The sequence below is a fragment of the Pontibacter indicus genome (assembly GCF_900156345.1).
In the GTDB taxonomy this organism is placed as follows: domain Bacteria; phylum Bacteroidota; class Bacteroidia; order Cytophagales; family Hymenobacteraceae; genus Pontibacter; species Pontibacter indicus.
The window spans coordinates 256,137-275,070 of sequence record NZ_FTPP01000003.1; the positions used below are offsets into that span (position 1 = coordinate 256,137).

15 protein-coding genes are annotated in these 18,934 nt (G+C 53.5%); 8 read left to right on the forward strand and 7 right to left on the reverse strand.

The features are described from left to right. Positions 1-52: 52 nt before the first annotated feature. The 3 genes from B0B12_RS15840 to B0B12_RS15850 form a co-directional block, all read right to left on the reverse strand. Positions 53-1,234, reverse strand: a complete 1,182-nt coding sequence (locus tag B0B12_RS15840) for a serine hydrolase domain-containing protein (RefSeq protein WP_076671325.1) — start codon at positions 1,232-1,234, stop codon at positions 53-55. 161 nt (positions 1,235-1,395) lie between these two features. Beyond that, on the reverse strand, positions 1,396-2,217 hold the full coding sequence (locus B0B12_RS15845) for a tellurite resistance TerB family protein (RefSeq protein WP_076670862.1): 822 nt from the start codon (positions 2,215-2,217) through the stop codon (positions 1,396-1,398). A 77-nt stretch (positions 2,218-2,294) separates the two neighbouring features. Beyond that, positions 2,295-2,747 (reverse strand): MarR family winged helix-turn-helix transcriptional regulator, encoded by a 453-nt coding sequence (locus B0B12_RS15850; RefSeq protein WP_076670864.1) that lies wholly within the window; start codon positions 2,745-2,747, stop codon positions 2,295-2,297. Between the two features lie 210 nt (positions 2,748-2,957). Here B0B12_RS15850 and hisC point away from each other — a divergent pair, with 210 nt between their 5' ends. Next, positions 2,958-5,108: a histidinol-phosphate transaminase gene (gene hisC / locus B0B12_RS15855; RefSeq protein ID WP_076670866.1), complete on the forward strand. Its 2,151-nt coding sequence runs from the start codon at positions 2,958-2,960 to the stop codon at positions 5,106-5,108. Positions 5,109-5,302: 194 nt separating this feature from the next. Here hisC and B0B12_RS15860 read toward each other — a convergent pair whose 3' ends face one another. The 3 genes from B0B12_RS15860 to B0B12_RS15870 all read right to left on the reverse strand — a co-directional run bounded on the left by B0B12_RS15860 (position 5,303) and on the right by B0B12_RS15870 (position 8,209). Beyond that, complete coding sequence (locus B0B12_RS15860) at positions 5,303-5,860, reverse strand: NUDIX hydrolase (RefSeq protein WP_076670868.1); 558 nt, start codon at positions 5,858-5,860, stop codon at positions 5,303-5,305. 103 nt (positions 5,861-5,963) lie between these two features. Next, positions 5,964-7,058 (reverse strand): CgeB family protein, encoded by a 1,095-nt coding sequence (locus B0B12_RS15865; RefSeq protein ID WP_076670881.1) that lies wholly within the window; start codon positions 7,056-7,058, stop codon positions 5,964-5,966. A 41-nt stretch (positions 7,059-7,099) separates the two neighbouring features. Then, on the reverse strand, positions 7,100-8,209 hold the full coding sequence (locus B0B12_RS15870) for a glycosyltransferase (RefSeq protein ID WP_244554738.1): 1,110 nt from the start codon (positions 8,207-8,209) through the stop codon (positions 7,100-7,102). A gap of 344 nt (positions 8,210-8,553) precedes the next feature. On the opposite strand from B0B12_RS15870, the gene B0B12_RS15875 reads away from it, so the two are divergent. The 6 genes from B0B12_RS15875 (at position 8,554) to B0B12_RS15900 (ending at position 17,234) form a co-directional block, all read left to right on the forward strand. Further along, positions 8,554-9,147, forward strand: a complete 594-nt coding sequence (locus B0B12_RS15875) for a histidine phosphatase family protein (RefSeq protein ID WP_076670885.1) — start codon at positions 8,554-8,556, stop codon at positions 9,145-9,147. 277 nt (positions 9,148-9,424) lie between these two features. Then, positions 9,425-12,502 (forward strand): SusC/RagA family TonB-linked outer membrane protein, encoded by a 3,078-nt coding sequence (locus B0B12_RS15880; RefSeq protein ID WP_076670887.1) that lies wholly within the window; start codon positions 9,425-9,427, stop codon positions 12,500-12,502. 20 nt (positions 12,503-12,522) lie between these two features. Next, positions 12,523-13,911 (forward strand): RagB/SusD family nutrient uptake outer membrane protein, encoded by a 1,389-nt coding sequence (locus tag B0B12_RS15885; RefSeq protein WP_076670889.1) that lies wholly within the window; start codon positions 12,523-12,525, stop codon positions 13,909-13,911. Positions 13,912-14,048: 137 nt separating this feature from the next. Next, positions 14,049-14,441 carry a BlaI/MecI/CopY family transcriptional regulator gene (locus tag B0B12_RS15890; RefSeq protein WP_076670891.1) on the forward strand — a complete coding sequence of 131 codons (393 nt, stop codon included), beginning with the start codon at positions 14,049-14,051 and terminating at the stop codon, positions 14,439-14,441. Further along, positions 14,425-15,870 carry a M56 family metallopeptidase gene (locus B0B12_RS15895; protein ID WP_076670892.1) on the forward strand — a complete coding sequence of 482 codons (1,446 nt, stop codon included), beginning with the start codon at positions 14,425-14,427 and terminating at the stop codon, positions 15,868-15,870. Before B0B12_RS15890 ends, B0B12_RS15895 begins: the two co-directional genes overlap by 17 nt. A gap of 101 nt (positions 15,871-15,971) precedes the next feature. Beyond that, complete coding sequence (locus B0B12_RS15900; RefSeq protein ID WP_076670894.1) at positions 15,972-17,234, forward strand: TonB family protein; 1,263 nt, start codon at positions 15,972-15,974, stop codon at positions 17,232-17,234. A 135-nt stretch (positions 17,235-17,369) separates the two neighbouring features. On the opposite strand, the gene surE is transcribed toward B0B12_RS15900, so the two are convergent. Then, positions 17,370-18,143, reverse strand: coding sequence for a 5'/3'-nucleotidase SurE (gene surE / locus B0B12_RS15905; RefSeq protein WP_076670895.1), 774 nt, complete (start codon positions 18,141-18,143; stop codon positions 17,370-17,372). A 120-nt stretch (positions 18,144-18,263) separates the two neighbouring features. Here surE and B0B12_RS15910 point away from each other — a divergent pair, with 120 nt between their 5' ends. Beyond that, positions 18,264-18,896 (forward strand): mechanosensitive ion channel protein MscS, encoded by a 633-nt coding sequence (locus B0B12_RS15910; RefSeq protein WP_076670896.1) that lies wholly within the window; start codon positions 18,264-18,266, stop codon positions 18,894-18,896. Positions 18,897-18,934: the final 38 nt, after the last annotated feature.

An 18,934-nucleotide genomic window follows, 5' to 3' on the forward strand; every position in this document is an offset into this window, starting at 1 on the left:
AGGTATACCTGATAAGGAACGCCCCTACTCTTCTGAGTCGGGGCGTTTTGTTTTATTCCTTCACCGCCGCCAGCACCCGCTTAATCAACTCATCCGGGTTGCCGTTGTGCCAGCGCCACACGATTACAAGTTCATGCTCCGGATCAACCCAAATGGTATTCTGCCCGGCACCTAAAGCGGCGTAGCTGGTGGTGGGAGCACTCGGCCAGGCTTTGCCTTCGGTGTTGAGCCACCACAGGTAGCCGTAGTCAGGGCCGACCGGACCGCGGGAGGTCGTCGCTTCCTTCACCCATTCCTCCGGCACGATCTGCCTGTCTTTCCAGCGGCCGTTGCGCAGGAAGAGGTAGCCGAAGCGGGCTTCATCGCGGGTACTGATCCAGAGGCCGCCGCCCCAGCGGGTACCGCCGCTCACCGAGGGCATGCGCTTGCCGTCAATCTCCACATAAGAGTTGTGGTAAGGCACGTACTTCCAGGTATGGGAGGCATCGATCGGGTCCATCACTTCATCTTTAAATACCTCTGGAAGCGGCTTTTTCCACAAGCGGAGCATGGACAGGGCGAAGCGATTGATGCGCACGTCGTTGTACTCGTAATAAGTGCCGGGCTCCTGCAGTTCACGCGGCTTGCGCTCGCCTTTCCCGAACTCCTTCTTTCCCACAAAGTCATGTTTCTTACCCCACAGCTCGCCTTCCCACTCACTCGTCTGCCGCACATGGTGCTCCCAGGTCACCTTCCGGTTCTGCTCCGAGTCATAGCCACCGTCCTGCACATAGTTCGCTACCGGGTCTTGGATGTCTTTGATCAGGCCGCGGTCAATGGTGATGCCCAGAATCGTGGAAAGCACGCTCTTGGCCACGCTGTAGGTCGGATCTACCCGCTCTGTCTCACCCCATTCTGCCACAATGTAGCCGTTCTTCAGGATGATGCCGTTGGTGCTGGCTCTGTCGTCAGGTATAGGGCCGAGCAGTTTCCCGAAGATCTCCTCCTGGGTTGAGAAGTTTTTGGGCATCTGGGTTGTCTCCTGCGTCTTTGCCCATTCTACGGCCTGCTGCAACAGGTTAGCGTCCATGCCTACATGCTCCGGTTGCCTCTTTTCCCAGTTGTTGCCCTTGCCTGGGTAGTATACCTTGTTTTCAACTTGTTGCGTGCTGGCTGTAGAGGTTTGCTGCGGCTGTTGCTGGCAGGCAACTAGGCTCAGGGCTAGCGCGAGGTATAAGAGTTTGCTTTTCAACATCGTGTTCATTGGGTTTAGTATGTGTTCCTTAAAACTAATGAAAAGGAAGGTATAGCGGTTAGTTTGGTCAGGCTAACACATAAAAAAGCTGGAGGCATTTATCACCTCCAGCTCTATGCTTTGTTTACACCTGTAAAAGGGGAGCAGTCTTCAACTATACCTTACCACCCCGTGCTGCTACCTCTTTTACCGCCGCCTAATAAGCCCCCGAGCAGACCGCCCAGTCCACCGGAACCCATGCCGCCGTAGCGGCTTTTGCCGTTCAGGCCACCCAGCACCGAGGCCATGGAGCCTAGTCCGCTATTGGAGCGTCGGCCGCCTCCCATCAGACCACCCCGGCCCATCATCATGCCACCGAGCAAGCCGCCTAACAGGCCGCCGCCCATACCTCCCATGCCGCCCATCATGCCACCACGTCGCTTGCCGCCGCTCATCAGGCGGGCCAGCACAATGGGAGCTGCTATACCTAGTATACCCTGTACCATTTGCGGCGAGATTCCCGCATTCTTGAACATGTCGCCAAAGCCGTTCTTGCTCATAAAGGACTGTGAGGTCGGGTCTTCGCCTTGCTGCTGCGCCTCATCGGCCTTGTTCACAAACTGCTCCAGCAGGCTGTATTGCTTCTGGTCCACGCCCATGTAGTTGGCCATTTCCTGTATCCGCTTCTGCTCGTCCGGGGTATAGGCGCCGTCGGCCTTGGCGAAGCTGATGATATCGGTGATGAAGGAGAAGCGCAACTGGCTCTTCTTGAGCACATCCAGCACCCGCTGCATGCTAATCTGCGAAGGATTCTTGGCAATATCGATCACCTCCTGCTCCACATTCTCCGGCATCTCAGCGGCTTCGCTCAGTACCCGCAGAAACTCCAGTTCTTCCTCCGAGGCGTGTCCGTCGGCAGAGGCCACAGAAGCCAGGGCAGCCAGATAGGCACCTTTCTCTTCCATGGTATAATCTTTTAACAATGTTGTTTGGTCCTGTTCCATAGCTATCGGTTTTGCTTACTGACATTTAAACGCTCAGGTCTGTCAGAAGTTGGTAGCTGCAAAACATCCAGACCAAATTAGTCCCTTACCTGGTCGAGTATATCGCTCAGGTGCTGCGCCTCTGCTTCGGTCAGGCTCTTGAATGTGTCCTCTTCCAGCTGCTTCATCAGCGGATCGAGGCTATCGAGCAGTTCTATTCCTTTCTTCGTGATGGCGATCTCCACCTTGCGCCTGTTCTGCTCGCAAAGTTCGCGGGTCACCAACCCTTTCAAACGCAGTTTTTCCACCAGACGGGTGGCATTGCTCATGCGGTTGAGCATACGTTCCTGAATGGTGAATAAGTTGAGGGGCTTCCCATGCTGTCCTCTCAGGATGCGCAGCACGTTGAACTGTTGCGAAGAGATGTCGTATGGCTTGAGCAGCCCATCGACGCGCGCCATCATCCACTCGCCCGTAAACATTAGGTTCAGCGAGGCCTTCTGGAAGGGGCTTCTGAACTTGGGCATCTTTAATTCATCTTCTAGCTTCATGTGATAAAATTCTCATATTGAGGTGCAATAACGCTTGCAATTATTGTATATACAACATTTTCAAGTATTTAGTTTCTCGCTTTTAGCCCGCATTTTTACCGACCTTCATTTTGTTATTATTTTTTTATGCTTAGACCACATTCCAAATATAATATGCATTTATAAACTGCTATATTGCAATTAATACCAATATACCGCTTTGCTATACCTATGGAAAACGAACGCCCTCCTTACCAAGCTGCCACGAACGAGAACCTGTTTGGGACCTCCCCACAGGTGCTTGCCGCCATGCAGGAGGCCCTGAGCAGCGTGCACGGTTACCCAACACCCGACGCAGCCGACCTGCGACACGCGTTGGCCAGGAAACTGGGGGTGCAGGCAAACGAAATTGTAGTGGGAAGCGGCTCGGCCGAACTGATCTCGTTGTTGGTGCGTCGCTTTTGCGGGCACGACAAGGGCAGCGAGGTGCTGACTTTCACCCCCTCCTACCCGCTGTACTGCCACGAGGCCCAAGCGTTGCGAATTCCCTGCACCGAAATTCCGCTGACGAGCGGCTACCGGATTGACCTGGAGGCTCTGCAGCGCGAACTGCGGCCATCCACGCGACTTTGCTTTATCTGCAATCCCAATAACCCGACCGGCACCTACCTGACAAGCGCTGAACTAGAGCAAGTACTCGACAGTCTGCCGGCGCACGTTACCGTGGTGGTTGACGAGGCGTATATCGAATATGTCACCGCTCCAGATTGTGCGGATGCTGTGTCCCTGCTGGCACGCTACTCGAACCTGGTTGTGCTGCGCACTTTCTCCAAAGCCTACGGACTAGCCTCTGTTCGCATCGGGTACATGATCGCGCAGCGCCACTTGATTGAGCAGTTACTGGAGGTGAAACAACCTTACAATGTCAACCAGTTGGCCCAGGTAGCTGCCCTGGCTGCGCTGGAAGACGACCACTTTCTGCAGACGACGCTGCAGGCTACACAGGACGGGAAGACGAAGTTGGAACAGGCTTTGCATAAAATAGGCGTCCAGTACTGGCCTTCACAAGGCAATTTTCTGCTGCTGGATGCCGGTGGCTACAGTGCCGATGACGTACACACATACCTGCTTGCCAATAACATTCTGGTGCGCCGCGCCGACCAACATACCCTGCGCCTAACCATAGGCCCAGACGAACATCAGCTATACCTGTTACAAATGCTACAAGAATTACTGCACCCCTCCCGCGTTTACGCCTCACAACCGCTACTGGCACAAGTGCTCGATTTGGGCTACGAGGTGCAGGAGCAGCCGGAAGAGGCGACAGTCAGCGCACACGACTTACTGATCAAGGCAACCGAGCAAACGGATGCAGAAGGCCGCATTGCGCAGGCTTTTGCAAAGGCGCTGATCTTGCGCTGTCAGCAGGACAAGCAGGCCGCCTCTGGCAATTTGTATGCCTCCAACTACGGGGAAATGGACATGATCGCAGCCTTCAATGTGCTGGTGACCGCCACGCCATTGGTTAGCTTCGGCCATCGCTTCGCCAACCATTCCATCCTGTCTGCCATTGCCGGGAAGCCCTCGGTATACCTGCTCGACCTGGGTATAGGCAGCGGTTTGCAGTGGTTTCATTTCATGGATTTGCTGGCTGCTTTGCCAGGCGATCGCCCTAAGCTCCACCTCACCGGCATCGACATTCCGGATAGCAGCAACCCCGACCCGGCTTACAAGCTTCGGGCAACGGGCGAGCGCCTGGCAGCGCATGCCGGGCGACTGGGCCTGGATTTCAGCTATACCTACGTGGCCACCCGCCTCGAAGACTTCAACCTGCAGTCGCTCGAGATTGACGCTTCCCATACCTTGATCGTGAATGCGGCACTCACCCTGCACCACCTGGCCGACGAGCTAGTGGCTATACCTGACCAGCGCGACCGGGTGCTGCAACAGATTAGGGCGCTGCGTCCGCAATTGCTCACCCTGACCGAACCAGACTCGGAGCACAACCGCCTCGAATTTCTGCCCCGCCTGCGCGAGTCGCTGCGCCACTACTATACCGTGTTTGATGTGCTCGACACGCTGCTACCAGCCGACATGCCCGAGCGACGCGTAATAGAGCAGGAGTTTTTTGGGAGGGAGATCCTCAATGTAGTGGCCTTCGAAGGGATTGACCGGGTGGAGCGCCACGAACGGCAGGACGCCTGGCAGCACCGGCTCATACGCAATGGCTTTAAGCCCGCTCCGAGCCAGGTGACTGCCGCCCAGATCCAGACTGAACTAGACCTGCATCCACAATTCAGCCTCGCCTCACATACGGCAGGCTATACCTTGCACTGGAAAGGCACCAACATCATAGCCGCTACGGCATGGCAGGTAAGTTGAGGACGAAGCGATTTGGACAAAGGACTTTTTGACAAAAGACAAAGGAAGGCTGGATAGAAAGAGTCACTTCTTGAATGTGTTCTGCATACAGGCACCCGCCCCGATTTGCTGATCAGGTATAGATGACTTCTGTCCTTAAAACTTAGAGCCTTATATCCAAAAGTCTTTTGCCAAAAGCTCCTTTGTCCAGATAATTAAAGTCCCAGCTTGCGGAGGGCCAGCAGGCAAAGGGCCACTGAGCCTGACACATGTATCTGGCCGCTAAGCACCATTTGCCCTACTTCCTGCAGGGGCACTTTTAATACTTCGATGTGCTCGCTCTCGTCCAGATCTTGCGCGGACACTTCGCGTGCGTTGCGCATCAGGAAGAAGTAGATTTTGTTTGTATCTTTTGTCGGGTTGTCGATCACTTCCAGGAGCAGCTCCATGTCATCAGAGGTATAGCCGGTCTCCTCGAGCAGTTCGCGACGAGCTGCTTCCTTTGGGTCGTTTTCGTGCGCGTCGATCACACCGCCCGGCAACTCAATGAAAATATCGCTGGCAGCGTGTTTGTACTGGCGCACGAAGAGCACGTGCCCGTCCTCCGTGATCGGGAAAGTGAGTACCACATCGGGGCGCACGCTCACAAAGTAATCGTCCATTTGATGGCCATTGGGCAGCTCCACATGGTCGCGCCTTAAGGTATACCACTTGTGATCGAACACCACCTGCGATTTGAGCGTCTTCCAGCGCTCTATTCCTTTCTTCGTCATTTTATGCAAATTATCCGTGCAGAGTTGGCTGACTACCGCACAAAAAAGAGCCATACCTGCTTCTCTGCAAAGGTATGGCTTCTCTTAATTAAAGCTTTTCTTATCAGCTGATCGTTTCCAGCTGTTCTTCATCCGAAATGTTCAGGATCATGAGCTCTCCTACATAGGTTTCCAGCTCGTGTGCGCGGTGGGTGGCCGTGTGGTGCGCCATCACCTTACGTCGCGCCCGCATGCCGATGGCCTTCCGCTCAGACGTACAGATCTCGCGCAGGTAGCGTAGCGTTTCAGAGGCACTCTTGGTAATCAGTATCTCAGACTCAGGCTCGAAAAGCGTTTCTATACCTTCCCAATAGTCAGAGATGACAGGTGTGCAGCAGGCGGCCGCCTCAAAAAGGCGCATGCTCGGGGTATAGCCAAACCTGCTGGTGCCGGCTCGGGCTATGCTCAGGGCAAAGCGCTGGCTGTTGAAAAAATCGCGGTGCTCAACCGGAGTCAGGTGATGGAGCATGCTGATGTTGCTGGGCCAACCCATGTCCTCGGGGTACTTGGTGCCAGCCACCGCAAAGCGACCTTCAGGCCATTGTGCTGCCGCATCTACCATTAGTTTCTGAAGGATCGACTGCCGGTCTTCTGAATAAGCGCCCAGATACCCCAGATCCCATTTGATCTCGCGGTACTCCTGGTGGTAGAGTGCCGGGTCAACTGAAAAATACAGCGGTCGTGCCATGCGGGCACCGTATTTCTGCTCAAACAAGGCTAGCGCCGGACCGCCTGTGCAGGACAGGTAGAGGTCGAAGGCGGGAATCAGGCTCGCATGCAGGTAGGAAGGGCCCTGACCTTCCAGTTCGGTGAGGGTAGCCGGGGCGTCCAGGTCGTAGAAGGCTTTGATGCCCTTCGCCGTCTCGATCACCCATTTCGCGATGGCACTGCCCTCAGCCAGACTCGAACCCACCATCACCATGTCGGCCTCGCGCACCTGCTCTGTGTACTGCTGCAGTTGTTCCAGCGAGGCGTACGTTCCGATCTGGCAGAAGTCAGGTTCGCCCAGGTCGGCTGCCACACGCTGCGCTGGCTTTCTTTCCAGAAACAGGATGCGATGGGCGTTGGCATTCAGCGCCCGCACCAGGTTGCGGTAAGTGGTGGCATGGCCGTTGCCCCAGGAGGTCGTGATCGAAAGGCCTAGTATAACGATATTCATGTCGTTGTCAGACAGTTTTTGGTAAAGATAAGCTTAGATTTTCATTTAGAGACCGAAACCGGTGCCTCAATCAGCTGCCCGTACAGATAACTGTAGTCCTGGGCCATCTGATCGGCGGTATAGCCATGCGAGCGTTTCACGGCACGGCAGGCCATGATGTTGCGGCAAAACTCATCATCAATCAAATTCTCTATTGTGTCACGCAGCTCGTCCGCGCTGGACGGGTCCACGTATCGGGCGGCGTTGCCCCACACTTCGGCCATGCTCTCGGTCTTGCCCACTACCAGCGCGCAACCCGACATGGCTGCTTCCAACACTGTGAGCCCGAAAGGCTCGTACTTGGCAGGCAGCGCGTAAATGGATGCTCTGGATAGCCAGTCTGTTACCTCTTTGTTGGTGAGCTGCCCTAGAAAGTGTACATTGTCCAGTTCCATGGCCTCCCCTGTTTCCGGATGCCTGCCCTCACCGGCTATGTATACAGGCCATTGCAGGGCTGAGGCAATGTGCGCCAGCATCTGGATGTTCTTGGCCTCGTCCCACACCCTGCCCAGGCTGAACACGAAAGGCTCTTTGCGTCCGAACTGGAAGTACTGCTGCCCGCGCCCATTGTATACCACTGCGCTGTGTTTGAACGGACCATACAACTCCTCGGCCTGGTGCATCATGGCCTGCGTAGGGGCCACTACTGTGTCGGCTGCTTGCAGCCCCTTGCGCACCATTTCGCGGTACTTGTTCCATTTTTTTGGTGCCTCCTCCTGCTTAACGGCACGCCACCACGACAGTACGCACGAGTGAATCACCGTTAGCACAGGCTTGCCCCAGTCCAGGCTACCGTAGCTCAGGTGGTTGAGGTGGATCAGGTCGGGCTGTACCTGGTCGCGCAGTTGTAGCAGCCATTCGCCGGCCTTCTTTACGTCTTCCCAGGGATTGTCCATCCACTCCAGTTTGTACTCGCTTTCATATACCGTGAGGTTGGGGATGCTCTCCGCCTGGGCGCGCTGCTCTTCGCTCATAGGCTCGCCCATGGTGGCCAGCGCCACATTGGTGCCTTGGGTCGCCATGGCTCTTGTTAGTTCCAGTGCATAAGTCCATACGCTGCCAACCGTATCGGCAGTCATCAGGATCGTCGATGGGTAAAGGGGTGTTCTCATTATCTTTTCTGGTGAAGTATGTGATACATCATGTTTTGGTTCGGGCCAATAAACCATCTCCGTCGGTTTGCAAAACGGCGCTTGGAGACAGGTCTAGAAATTGGTAAGCGTACCGGCCAGGTATAAAGGTGGGCCTGTGGCCGGTTTGCCAGTGTACAACGGCTTGCACTCTATTACGCGTGTAAGACGGATTCCGTTAATGTGATCTACGGTTTTATTGCGTTTTTTCGACGGCCGTGTATCCTATGCTCCCAAATGCTGAACTAATCCTGCCCGCCAGGCGAGCTGCAGGCATCGTAGGTTGGCACCTTGCGTATAACACTTTGAACCACGCGAGCCTTATTTTGAAAGGAGCACCAGAGTACAGCCGTACGAAAAAACGCATTTTCCTGATCCGCCATGCGCGGCCGGTAGTACCGAAGAAGGGTTACTTTAACAAGGCTGCTGCAAGCAACTACATCAATGATTACGACGCGGCAGAGGTAGAGCAGTTTGTCCTGGAGCACGAGGCCATCCCCTACCGGGAGGTCCGGCAGGTATACTGCAGCACCCTGGTGAGGTCGCAACTCACAGCCCGCCAGATTTTCGGTGAGGAGGTCGAGTTGGTGGTGAGGCACGAGTTCCGGGAGTTTGAGCGTCGGATCTTTTCATTGCCTTTGCTGCGGCTCCCCATCCGGCTCTGGCTCCTAAGTGCCAGGATGCTTTGGATGATGGGGCTTAACAACAGGGGAATAGAAACGTTCAGGCAGGCGAAGCAGCGGGCACGGGAGGCAGCCTCTTTTCTGGCAGAGCAGGCAGAACAAAAACCGCCCGTCATTCTGGTGGGGCACGGCCTGCTTAACAACTTTATACGCTGGTACCTGCAGGACCTGGGCTGGAAGACGGCCATCCACGAAGGCAGCGGTTTCTTGAGTGTGACGATGCTGGAGATGGACTAAAAATCAACAACATAGATCATCAGAACACATGGTATAAAAGCTGTTCTCACACTTACATAACGCACATTCTAATATCATCACAGGATATTTTGTTTAACAACTGACACACCCGGTACGGCTATTTTGTGCCATTTACCGTATATGCTTTTGCAACATACACCATATGATTATTTCAATATTATTTATCTTAATTCAGTAAATCAATGAACCCTTCATTTGAATTTATTCAACCTTTTTTTGCCATATCGGTTTTCATTCCAAATCAAATTTAACTACTATGAAGAAGAGTATACTACTGAGCTTCTTTTTGGTCCTGGCGCTTGTAAGAAGTGTCTGGGCACAAACCCAAACCGTATCCGGTAGAGTGACCGCCGCGAGCGATGGCTCCGCGCTACCGGGTGTTACCGTGCTGGAACGGGGCACATCTAACGGCGTCACCACCGGAGTGGATGGGGAATACACCCTAACAGTTCAACCAAATGCTACGTTGGTATTTAGTTTTATAGGTATGCAGCGCCAGGAAATTCCTGTAAACGGACGCTCTACAGTGGATGTGCAGCTGGCTGCCGACGAGCGCCAGCTGAGCGAAGTAGTGGTTGTGGGTTACGGCACGCAGGAGCGCCGTGAGGTGACAGGTGCCACTGCCAAAGTTAAATCGGAAGATATTCAGAACCTGCCGGTTGTGGGTGTTGACCAGGCCCTGCAGGGCCGCGCAGCCGGTGTGCAGATCTCGCAGAACTCCGGTACGCCAGGCGGTGGTATTACCGTGCGCGTACGCGGTGCAACCTCCATTTCAGCCAGTAACCAGCCGCTCTACGTAGTGGACGGCGTGCCGCTAACAACAGGTGACTTCTCGCAGTTGGGCTTTGGTGGTCAGTCTGTTAACGCAGTTACTGACATCAACCCCAACGACATCGAATCTATCGACATCCTAAAAGACGCTTCCGCCGCTGCCATCTACGGTTCGCGCGCTGCCAACGGCGTTGTGCTCATTACCACCAAGCGCGGCTCTGCCCGCCAGACGCAGGTAAACTTCAACATGTATGCGGGTACACAGAACTATTGGAAAAAGCCGAAGCTTCTGAATGCTCAGCAGTATACCGACATCATGATGGAGGCCTTTATAAATGATGGTTATGCACCGGAAGGACAGTACACACCCGAAGAGTTTATTGACTTCTATTATGGTGAAGTTGATTTCCCTATATCTGATACAGATTGGGTAGATGAAATCTCTCGCAAGGCTGGTATCCAGAATTATGAGATTTCGTTGAGCGGCGGCGACCCGAAGACGCGCTACTATGTGTCTGGTAACTACTTCGATCAGAAAGGTGTTGTAATCGGCAGCCGTTATCAGCGCTACTCCACCCGCCTGAACCTGGATCACCAGGCGAATGACAAGTTCTCGTTGGGTACCAGCATCCAACTCAGTCAATCTGACAGCGACCGTATCATCAGCGACAACTCCATTACCAGCCCGTTTGCCAATGCGCTGGCAGCCTCTCCGCTCTGGCCCGTCTATTCTGACGCAGAAACCAGAACATACTCTTATCCGAACTTCTACTACACCAACCCGGTGGCGGAAGGCCTTGAAAACGATAACGAAACACGCAACCTGCGCGCCGTGGGTAATGCCTTTGCCAAATACACGATCATATCTGGTCTTGACTTTCAGGTGAAGGGCGGTATAGACGTGCTGAATGTAGACGAACGCCGCTATAGTGCAGCTAACTTCCCGGGTGCTACTTTCTTAGAGCAGGAAGGTCAGGCGATCAATGCTACGACAACTGTTTCGAAGCGCCTACTGGAAGCCACACTTGCTTACAACAAGGCATTCAACGAAGTACACAGCATATCAACTGTAATCGGTGCCAGCAATGAAGATAACGTGATTCGCAGCACCAGCGTGACAGGCGAGGGCTTTGCCAGTGAGCGTTTCCGTTACGTATCGAGCGCAGCCCGTGTAAACGCCGGTACGGGTGCAGAGTTCGAGTCTTCGCTGGTTTCGTTCTTTGGCCGTGTCAACTACTCCTTCAGAGACAGGTACCTGTTGGGTGTGAACTTCCGTGCGGACGGCTCTTCGCGCTTTGGTGAAAACAACCGCTATGGTTACTTCCCTTCTGTTTCTGCCGGCTGGAGACTGATCGAAGAAGACTTCATGTCTGGCCTGGACTATATGAGTGAACTGAAACTCCGTGCCTCCTATGGTGTAACCGGTAACCAGGAAATCGGCGATTTCCAATACCTTCCCCTTTATACAGGTAGCAGCAATTACCTTGATCTGTCTGGTTTGGCGCCGTCGCAGCTGGCAAACCCTGACCTGAAGTGGGAAACCACCAAGCAATTTAACGTAGGTGCTGACCTCGGCTTCCTGAATGGGCGCGTAAACCTGGCCGTTGACTACTATGTGAAGAAGACGGACGACTTGCTCTTTGCCCGTCCTATACCTACTCAGAGCGGTTTCTCGAGTGTGCAGTTCAACGTGGGCTCAACAGAGAACAAAGGCTTCGAGATTGCCCTGAACACGGTAAACATCTCTAACCCTGGCGATGGATTTAACTGGACGACAGACTTTAACATTGCCCGCAACCGCAACAAGGTAACCTCGCTTTACGAAGGGCAGGACATTTTCTACGGTTTTGGTGGTAACTCTATCGTGCTGCGCGAAGGCTATCCGATCGGCACGTTCTATGGTCTGATCGCGGACGGCATTTACAGCAGACAAGATGAGGTGCCTGCCTCTAAAACAGAGTTTAACGGCACACTGGCTGGTGACGTGAACTACCGCGATATCAACAACGACGGTATCATTACTGACGATGACTTTACGGTAATCGGTAACGCTCAGCCAGACTTTATCGGTGGTTTAACAAACACAGTGCGCTTCAAGGGTTTCGACCTGAACGTGTTCTTCCAGTTCTCATATGGCAACGACATTGCCATGCCATCGCGTGAGTACCAGATGCACCTGGGCCGCTACGACGATAACATGGTGGAAGACGTGTTGGGCAGATGGCAGCAAGAAGGGGACGTAACGGACGTGCCGCGCGCTACTTACGATGACCCGAACTACAACGGCCGTAGCAACTCTTCACGCTTCATATACGATGGCTCATACCTGCGCCTCAAGAACCTGGTGCTGGGATATACCTTGCCATCTTCGCTTAGCGAGCGACTGAAAATGAGAACGCTGCGCGTATACGCCCAGGCGCAGAACCTCGTTACGTTCACCGATTATCCTGGCTTCGACCCGGAAGTGAACTTTGCCGGCACCAGTAACACCACGCTGGGTGTGGACTTCTATACCGTGCCGCAGAACCGTACCATTACATTTGGTATTAATGTTGGATTTTAATCCTTAAACCGATTAGTAAGATGAAAAAATATACCTATATATTGGCCGCAGTGCTTGGTTTAAGTGTGCTGACCGGCTGCGAGGATAGATTGGAAGTGGCGCCCACCACGCAGGTAGAAGCAGATGTTGCCGTAACTGATTTCAACTCACTGGACAAGGCAGCGCTTGGCGTTTACAGTGCCCTGCAGTCCGAAGATTACTATGGCTTCCGCTATAACCTTTATCACGAGATCTACTCCGACAACATGCAGTTCGTTGGTACGTTCACCACGGATGCCGAAGCAGCCCGACGCGCTTTAACTGCGTCTAACCTGCAGATTGAAAGTTTCTGGGGGGCCATCTACGTGGCTATCAACCGTGCCAACACCGTTATTTCTCAGGCAGAGCGCTTGGTTGCGGCAGGTACCATCACGGCTGAGCAGCGCGATGCCATCAGTGGTGAAATGCACTTTCTGAGAGCGCTGGCTTATTTTGACCTGGTGAAAGTTTTTGGTGGTGTGCCACTTGAGCTGAATGCCACAGCTGGCTTGTCGGACATCCAGTATTTGCCACGCTCTTCTGAGCAGGAAGTGTATACGCAGATCATTACCGACCTGACCACTGCCGAGAACATGCTGAGTATGGTAGAGTCTGGCGACCCACGCCGTGCCTCGAGTCTTGCCGCCACTGCCTTGCTAGCACGTGTGTATTTGCAGAACGGTAACAACGCAGAGGCACAAGCTAAAGCCAGCCAAGTGATCGAAAGCGGCGCTTTTGCGCTGATGCCTACTTTCGCCAGCATCTTCACCACCGAAGCGGGCGGTAAAACGGAGTCTATCTTCGAAATTGATTTTACACCAAACGATCAGAACAGCTTAGGCTCGGCCACCAACCCGAACACACCGGGCCAGAAGTTTTATGTGAGCGAGGATACATACAACGCGCTGCAGGCATCAGCAGCCAACGGCGACGACCGTTTTGAGGCTACCGCACGCGTTGAAGGCTCTGCCGGCCGCCGGCGTTTGCTGAAATACGAAGACGCCGTGAACAACGCTGACAACGTAATCATCATCCGCCTGGCTGAAATGTACCTGATCAGAGCAGAGGCTGCCGTAAGGCAAACGGCGAATGGTGGCGACAACATTCTGCCTGTATCACCACAGGTTCTGTCTGACATCAACACGGTAAGAACCAGAGCAGGACTTCGGCCGCTACTTGTTCTCACCAACAGAGCGGCCTTGAGTGAAATACTGCTTCAGCGTCGCCTTGAGTTTGTAGGTGAAGGATTGCGTTTTATGGACCTGCGCCGTTACAATCTTACCTGCGAAATACTTGGCTTCTGTAACGCACAAGCCTTCCGTAACCTATGGCCTATCCCACTGCAGCAGATTGAAGTAAATCCTGAGTTGACACAGAATCCTGGTTATTAAGCAGCAAGTGCCTATTTAAATCAAAAAGAGCTCCCTTCGCAGGAGCTCTTTTTGATTTAATCTCACAAAAACTAAACTTTTAGTTTGTAAACTAAGTAATTAGTTATATCTTTATCCTACCAAGCAGAAATAGCCTTATGAAAGAACTCACCAAAGCCGAAGAAGAGATCATGCAGATCCTCTGGAAAATCGAGAAAGGATTTGTTAAAGACATCCTGGAGGAGATGCCGGAGCCAAGGCCTGCCTATAACACTGTGTCCACCATCGTGCGCATTCTGGAGAAGAAGGGCTTTGTGGGCTATACCGCCTTTGGTAAGTCGCACGAGTATTTTCCGTTGGTGGCCGAGGACAAGTATAAGAGCTTCTTTCTGAAAAACTTTATGAGCGGCTACTTCGGGGGCTCTTTCGAAAAGCTTGTATCGTTCTTCGCCAAGGACAACAACCTGGATGTGAAAGAACTGGACCAACTGATGCGCCATGTAAAAAACGATCTTAAAGAGGAGGACCAACAAGATGGAAACAATGGTTAATTACCTGCTACAATCGGCCCTGGTGCTACTGGTGCTCTTCGTGTTTTACAGGCTCGTGCTGCACAACCAGCCTGGCCTGCTCTACAATCGCATCTACCTGTTGCTGGCTCCTTTGGTGGCCCTGATTATTCCGCTGCTGGAGTTGCCTTTCTCCTTTCAGACAGTGCTTCCCACGGCCAATGTTATACCTGCCATCCAATTGCAAGAGGTGCAGGTGACCGCCTATGGTCCCACGCCTGCTGCCGAAACGCCTTTGTTTAGCATCAACCAACTCATGCTCTTGCTTTACAGTATGGTGGGGCTGTTTCTACTCATCAGACTAGGTATACAGATGGTGCGCATCCGAATAATGGCCGCTGCTGCCAGTCCCCTACCCGCGCCAGATTCCGCAGCAACTGTGCTTAAGACCGAGAACCAGGCTCCTTCTTTCGCCTTTCTGCACTATGTGTTTCTGGGCGACATGCAGCACCTTTCCCCGCAGGAACAGCAGCAGATCCTTTTGCATGAAATAGCCCATGTGCGCCTCCGCCATACCTATGATGTGCTTTATTATGAAATCCTGACGGCACTACTCTGGTTTAATCCGCTGGTGTGGCTTATGAAAGAAGAGCTGCGCAACGTGCACGAGTTCCAGGCCGATGCCGAGGTACTGACCAACTGCCAGCCGCAGGAGTACAGTTCGCTGCTTGCCAAAGAAGCGCTCTTTATGGCCGGCATACCGGTAGGCAGCTACTTCCAGAAACCCCAGGTGTTCCGCCGTTTGCGCATGCTGCAGCTGCACGGTCAGCCCGCCAGCAAAACCCGTTTGTTCCTGGCACTGCCTGTCATCCTCTTGTTGCTCCTCGCTTTCTCGGCCAATAAAGTAAGCGCCGACATCACACCCAATGTAGAAGAACCGGCCTCGCTGACGGAATTGCTCATCACCGCTCCTGCCCGCAAAGCTGGTATACCGGTCGGGAACCAGCAGCAGGCAGGTATAGCGCAGGATGCCGCAGAAGCAATAGTGAAGCCCGCAGCTACCGAAACAGCCAGCACCGTGAAGAAGGAGGATTTCAAAAACGTGAAACCGGCGGTTACGATCCCTCCTTCAGAAGAAGAGTTTCCGGGTGAGAAGCCCTATACCTATGTAGAGCAAATGCCCAAGTTTAAAGGCGGCGAGGGGGAAATGATGAAGTTCATGGGCCGCAACATCCGCTATTCAAAAGATGCACAGGAAGCCGGCACAGAAGGGCTCGTTGTGCTGACCTTCGTCGTAGACAAGGAGGGCGGACTGCAGGACATCGCAGTCGTCAAATCATTGCACGAATCGCTCGATAAGGAAGCCATCCGGGTGGTGGAGAAAATGCAGGGGCAGTGGTCGCCGGGAAGACAAAATGGAGTGGCTGTACCTGTCCGCTATACCTTGCCTGTTCGCTTTGCCATAAAATAACATTTTCACCCTTTTTTATACCTGATCTACCCGGCCCGAAAACCGGCACAGGATAACTATTGCCTTTTCTTTCCTCTAACAAAACTTTAAAAACACCTCTCATGAAAAACAAAAACACACGCAAAATCTGGCTGGCCGCTCCCCTGCTGGCCCTCTTGCTCAGTTTCGGACTACAGACGGATGTGCTGGCACAGAGCAAAAAGTCCGGAAAAGAGCCTTACGCCTATGTAGAGCAGATGCCCGAGTTCAAGGGCGGTGAGAAAGAGATGATGAAATTCCTGGGCACGAACATCCAGTATCCGGCTATTGCCAAAAGCAACGGGCTGGAGGGCCTGGCGGTGCTGACATTTGTGGTTGAAGCCGACGGTAAAATCAGCGATGTAAAAACAGTGAAGTCGCTGAGCAAAGAAACAGATGAGGAGGCGATACGGGTCGTGAATATGTTGAGTGGCCAGTGGAACCCGGGCCGCCAGAATGGCGAGGTGGTGCGCGTACGCTATACCTTACCGATCCGGTTTGCCCTGAAGGAAAGTGATCGCGCCGCCACAGCCAGTGTAGCGAACCGCATGCCTGCCTTTAAAGGCGGCACCGAAGCCATGCACCAGGCCATGATGGCCCACCTGAGCTTGCCAGCCGAAGCCAAAAAAGAGAATCTGAACGCACGTGTGATGGTGAAGTTCTATGTGGACCGCGAGGGACAGGTGAGCAACGTCCGGCTGGAAGGCACCAAACTGAAAAAAATGGTCGGCCCGGGCTCTGAACTCGACTACATGGACGCTTCCACGTTCCAGTTGCAGAACAAAGCCCTCCTAGCCAAACTGTCAGAATCGGCGATGTCGGCAGTAAAAGCCACATCCGGCCAATGGGAACCTGCCCTGAAAAGTGGTCAGCCTGCCGGCGCCGAAGTCGTACTGCCGGTACAGTTCCTGAGCTCAGAATCGGGTCAGGGCAGCGAAAAGATGGGTGTGCCGACCATGACCAAGTATACCAAAGCCTCCTATAAGATCGATGAAGTAGACGTAAAGCCGACCTTCAAAGAAGGGGCCTTTGAGCGCTATCTGGCCAAAAACCTACGCTACCCGGCTGATGCTTCATTTGAAGGGCTTGTAGATGTGCACCTAGTCGTAAAAGAGGACGGCAAAGTCATGAGCATGTTTACGGTAGCCATTGGCAAAGAACTGCATGATGCCATTACAGGCACCATCCGCAACACACAAGGTATGTGGAACCCCGGCAAGGTAGACGGACAGCCAGTCCCTGTGTCGCAAACGATTAAAGTACTGTTTGTGATCGAAGGAAGTGCCAATAAGCCGTCAGCAGAAGACCTAAAAAACGCTGATGTGGTGGTGACAAGGTATAAGTAGGCTAATAATTACAAAATATTAGGTTGTCCCTGGCGCTGCTTCTGGTGGCCCAAGGGTTTTTCACTACAACAGCAAAGCCACCCTGATGCTGCATCGGGGTGGCTTTCTGTGTTATTTGCTATACCTGGCTATACCTTACAAATCCCAATCATTCAAAGTCGACATGGCGTGGTAGGCGGTCATATCGAACTGGCAGGGCACTACCGACACATAATTGTTGAGGAGCGCCCACTCGTCGGTATCCTCGCCTCTGTCGTGGTTTACGAAGCTGCCCGTCAGCCAGAAGTAGCGGCGGTTGCGCGGGTCGAGGCGCTCGTCGAACTCCTCCTGCCAGCGGGCGTGGGCCTGGCGACATACCTTTACGCCTTTTATCGGCTCGTCGCTTTTCTTCGGTAGGTTCACATTCAGGGCCGTATTCTCAGGTATACCATGTTGCAGGGCCTGGCGGATGATCAGCTCCACAAACTCTTCGGTGTGGGAAAAATCGGCTTCGTGGCCGTAGTCGCAGAGCGAGAAGCCGATGGCGGGATGTCCCTCGATGGCCGCTTCTATGGCCGCTGACATAGTGCCGGAATACAGCACACTGATGCTGGAGTTGGAGCCGTGGTTGATGCCGCTCACCACCAGGTCGGGCTTGCGGTCCTTGAGCACATGAAACTTAGCCAGTTTTACGCAGTCGGCGGGCGTGCCGGAGCACTCATAAGATTCTACACCCAGGTCATCGAAGGCAATGGAGCGGTCGAGCCGCAGTGTGTTGCCGATCGTGATCGCGTGTCCCATACCTGACTGCGGGCCATCCGGCGCCACCACTACTACTTCTCCTATCGTCTGGGCCACTTTTACCAGCGTGCGTATACCTGGCGCTGTGATACCGTCATCGTTCGAAACCAGGATCAAAGGTCTAGCCATTTTATTATTTTAATTTGATGTATGACAAAATAAACGAATTACGTTTTCGTGCTAATATACGACAACCCGGGCTGCCGTAACAGGGTTACACAGAATATAATGATTCTCTAATCTCACCTTATGCTCAAGAATATATTGTACGCGATCCTGTTGGGGGTAGGCATGGCAGCTTGCCTTTCTGACCAGGCCAACAGCGATGAAGCGGCCTCCAATACAGCAAGTCCGACCGAGAGCAGCCCGATGTCAGACCCCATGGAAGCTGACGCATCACCGGCTGTTACAGACCCTGCTGATCTGGTGCTTGCCAAAGGCCAGGCGGGCCATGTGCGCATCGGCATGCCCATCGAAGAAATGCGCAGCCAGGTACCGGCAGGCCAGCAAATCCGGGACACCACCCTGCAGCTCGAGGGCCAGCAGTACACGGCCTATGTAATTAGCTCTCCTGAAAGTGAGGGAGGTGTGCTGGTAGAGCAGGTCTGCGAGCCCAACTGCCAGGTATGGCGCATCAGCATCCGCAGCCCCGACTACAGAACGGCCCAGGGGATAGGGGTCGGCTCGAAATACAGCGAGGTGGCGCAACACTTCCCCATCACCTACACCAGCTTGGGCGAGGCAGGCTTTGTGGCGGTGAGCGAGACCCATGGGATGTCATTTATCCTGGATACCAAACAGCTGGACCAAAGCCTGCTGCACCAGTTAAAGCCCGGTCAGGTACCGGCCAACACCTTGGTGCAGGGCATTTTAATATATTAGACTTTTGTAATATTTAAGCGGATTTTGTATTATTGCTG

What these genes read in the sequence shown, in the direction of transcription:
- B0B12_RS15840 (WP_076671325.1), bottom strand. Translation starts at nt 1,234, where the DNA reads ATGTTGAAAAGCAAACTCTTATACCTCGCGCTAGCCCTGAGCCTAGTT.
- B0B12_RS15845 (WP_076670862.1), bottom strand. Translation starts at nt 2,217, where the DNA reads ATGGAACAGGACCAAACAACATTGTTAAAAGATTATACCATGGAAGAG.
- B0B12_RS15850 (WP_076670864.1), bottom strand. Translation starts at nt 2,747, where the DNA reads ATGAAGCTAGAAGATGAATTAAAGATGCCCAAGTTCAGAAGCCCCTTC.
- hisC (WP_076670866.1), top strand. Translation starts at nt 2,958, where the DNA reads ATGGAAAACGAACGCCCTCCTTACCAAGCTGCCACGAACGAGAACCTG.
- B0B12_RS15860 (WP_076670868.1), bottom strand. Translation starts at nt 5,860, where the DNA reads ATGACGAAGAAAGGAATAGAGCGCTGGAAGACGCTCAAATCGCAGGTG.
- B0B12_RS15865 (WP_076670881.1), bottom strand. Translation starts at nt 7,058, where the DNA reads ATGAATATCGTTATACTAGGCCTTTCGATCACGACCTCCTGGGGCAAC.
- B0B12_RS15870 (WP_244554738.1), bottom strand. Translation starts at nt 8,209, where the DNA reads ATGAGAACACCCCTTTACCCATCGACGATCCTGATGACTGCCGATACG.
- B0B12_RS15880 (WP_076670887.1), top strand. Translation starts at nt 9,425, where the DNA reads ATGAAGAAGAGTATACTACTGAGCTTCTTTTTGGTCCTGGCGCTTGTA.
- B0B12_RS15885 (WP_076670889.1), top strand. Translation starts at nt 12,523, where the DNA reads ATGAAAAAATATACCTATATATTGGCCGCAGTGCTTGGTTTAAGTGTG.
- B0B12_RS15890 (WP_076670891.1), top strand. Translation starts at nt 14,049, where the DNA reads ATGAAAGAACTCACCAAAGCCGAAGAAGAGATCATGCAGATCCTCTGG.
- B0B12_RS15895 (WP_076670892.1), top strand. Translation starts at nt 14,425, where the DNA reads ATGGAAACAATGGTTAATTACCTGCTACAATCGGCCCTGGTGCTACTG.
- B0B12_RS15900 (WP_076670894.1), top strand. Translation starts at nt 15,972, where the DNA reads ATGAAAAACAAAAACACACGCAAAATCTGGCTGGCCGCTCCCCTGCTG.
- surE (WP_076670895.1), bottom strand. Translation starts at nt 18,143, where the DNA reads ATGGCTAGACCTTTGATCCTGGTTTCGAACGATGACGGTATCACAGCG.
- B0B12_RS15910 (WP_076670896.1), top strand. Translation starts at nt 18,264, where the DNA reads ATGCTCAAGAATATATTGTACGCGATCCTGTTGGGGGTAGGCATGGCA.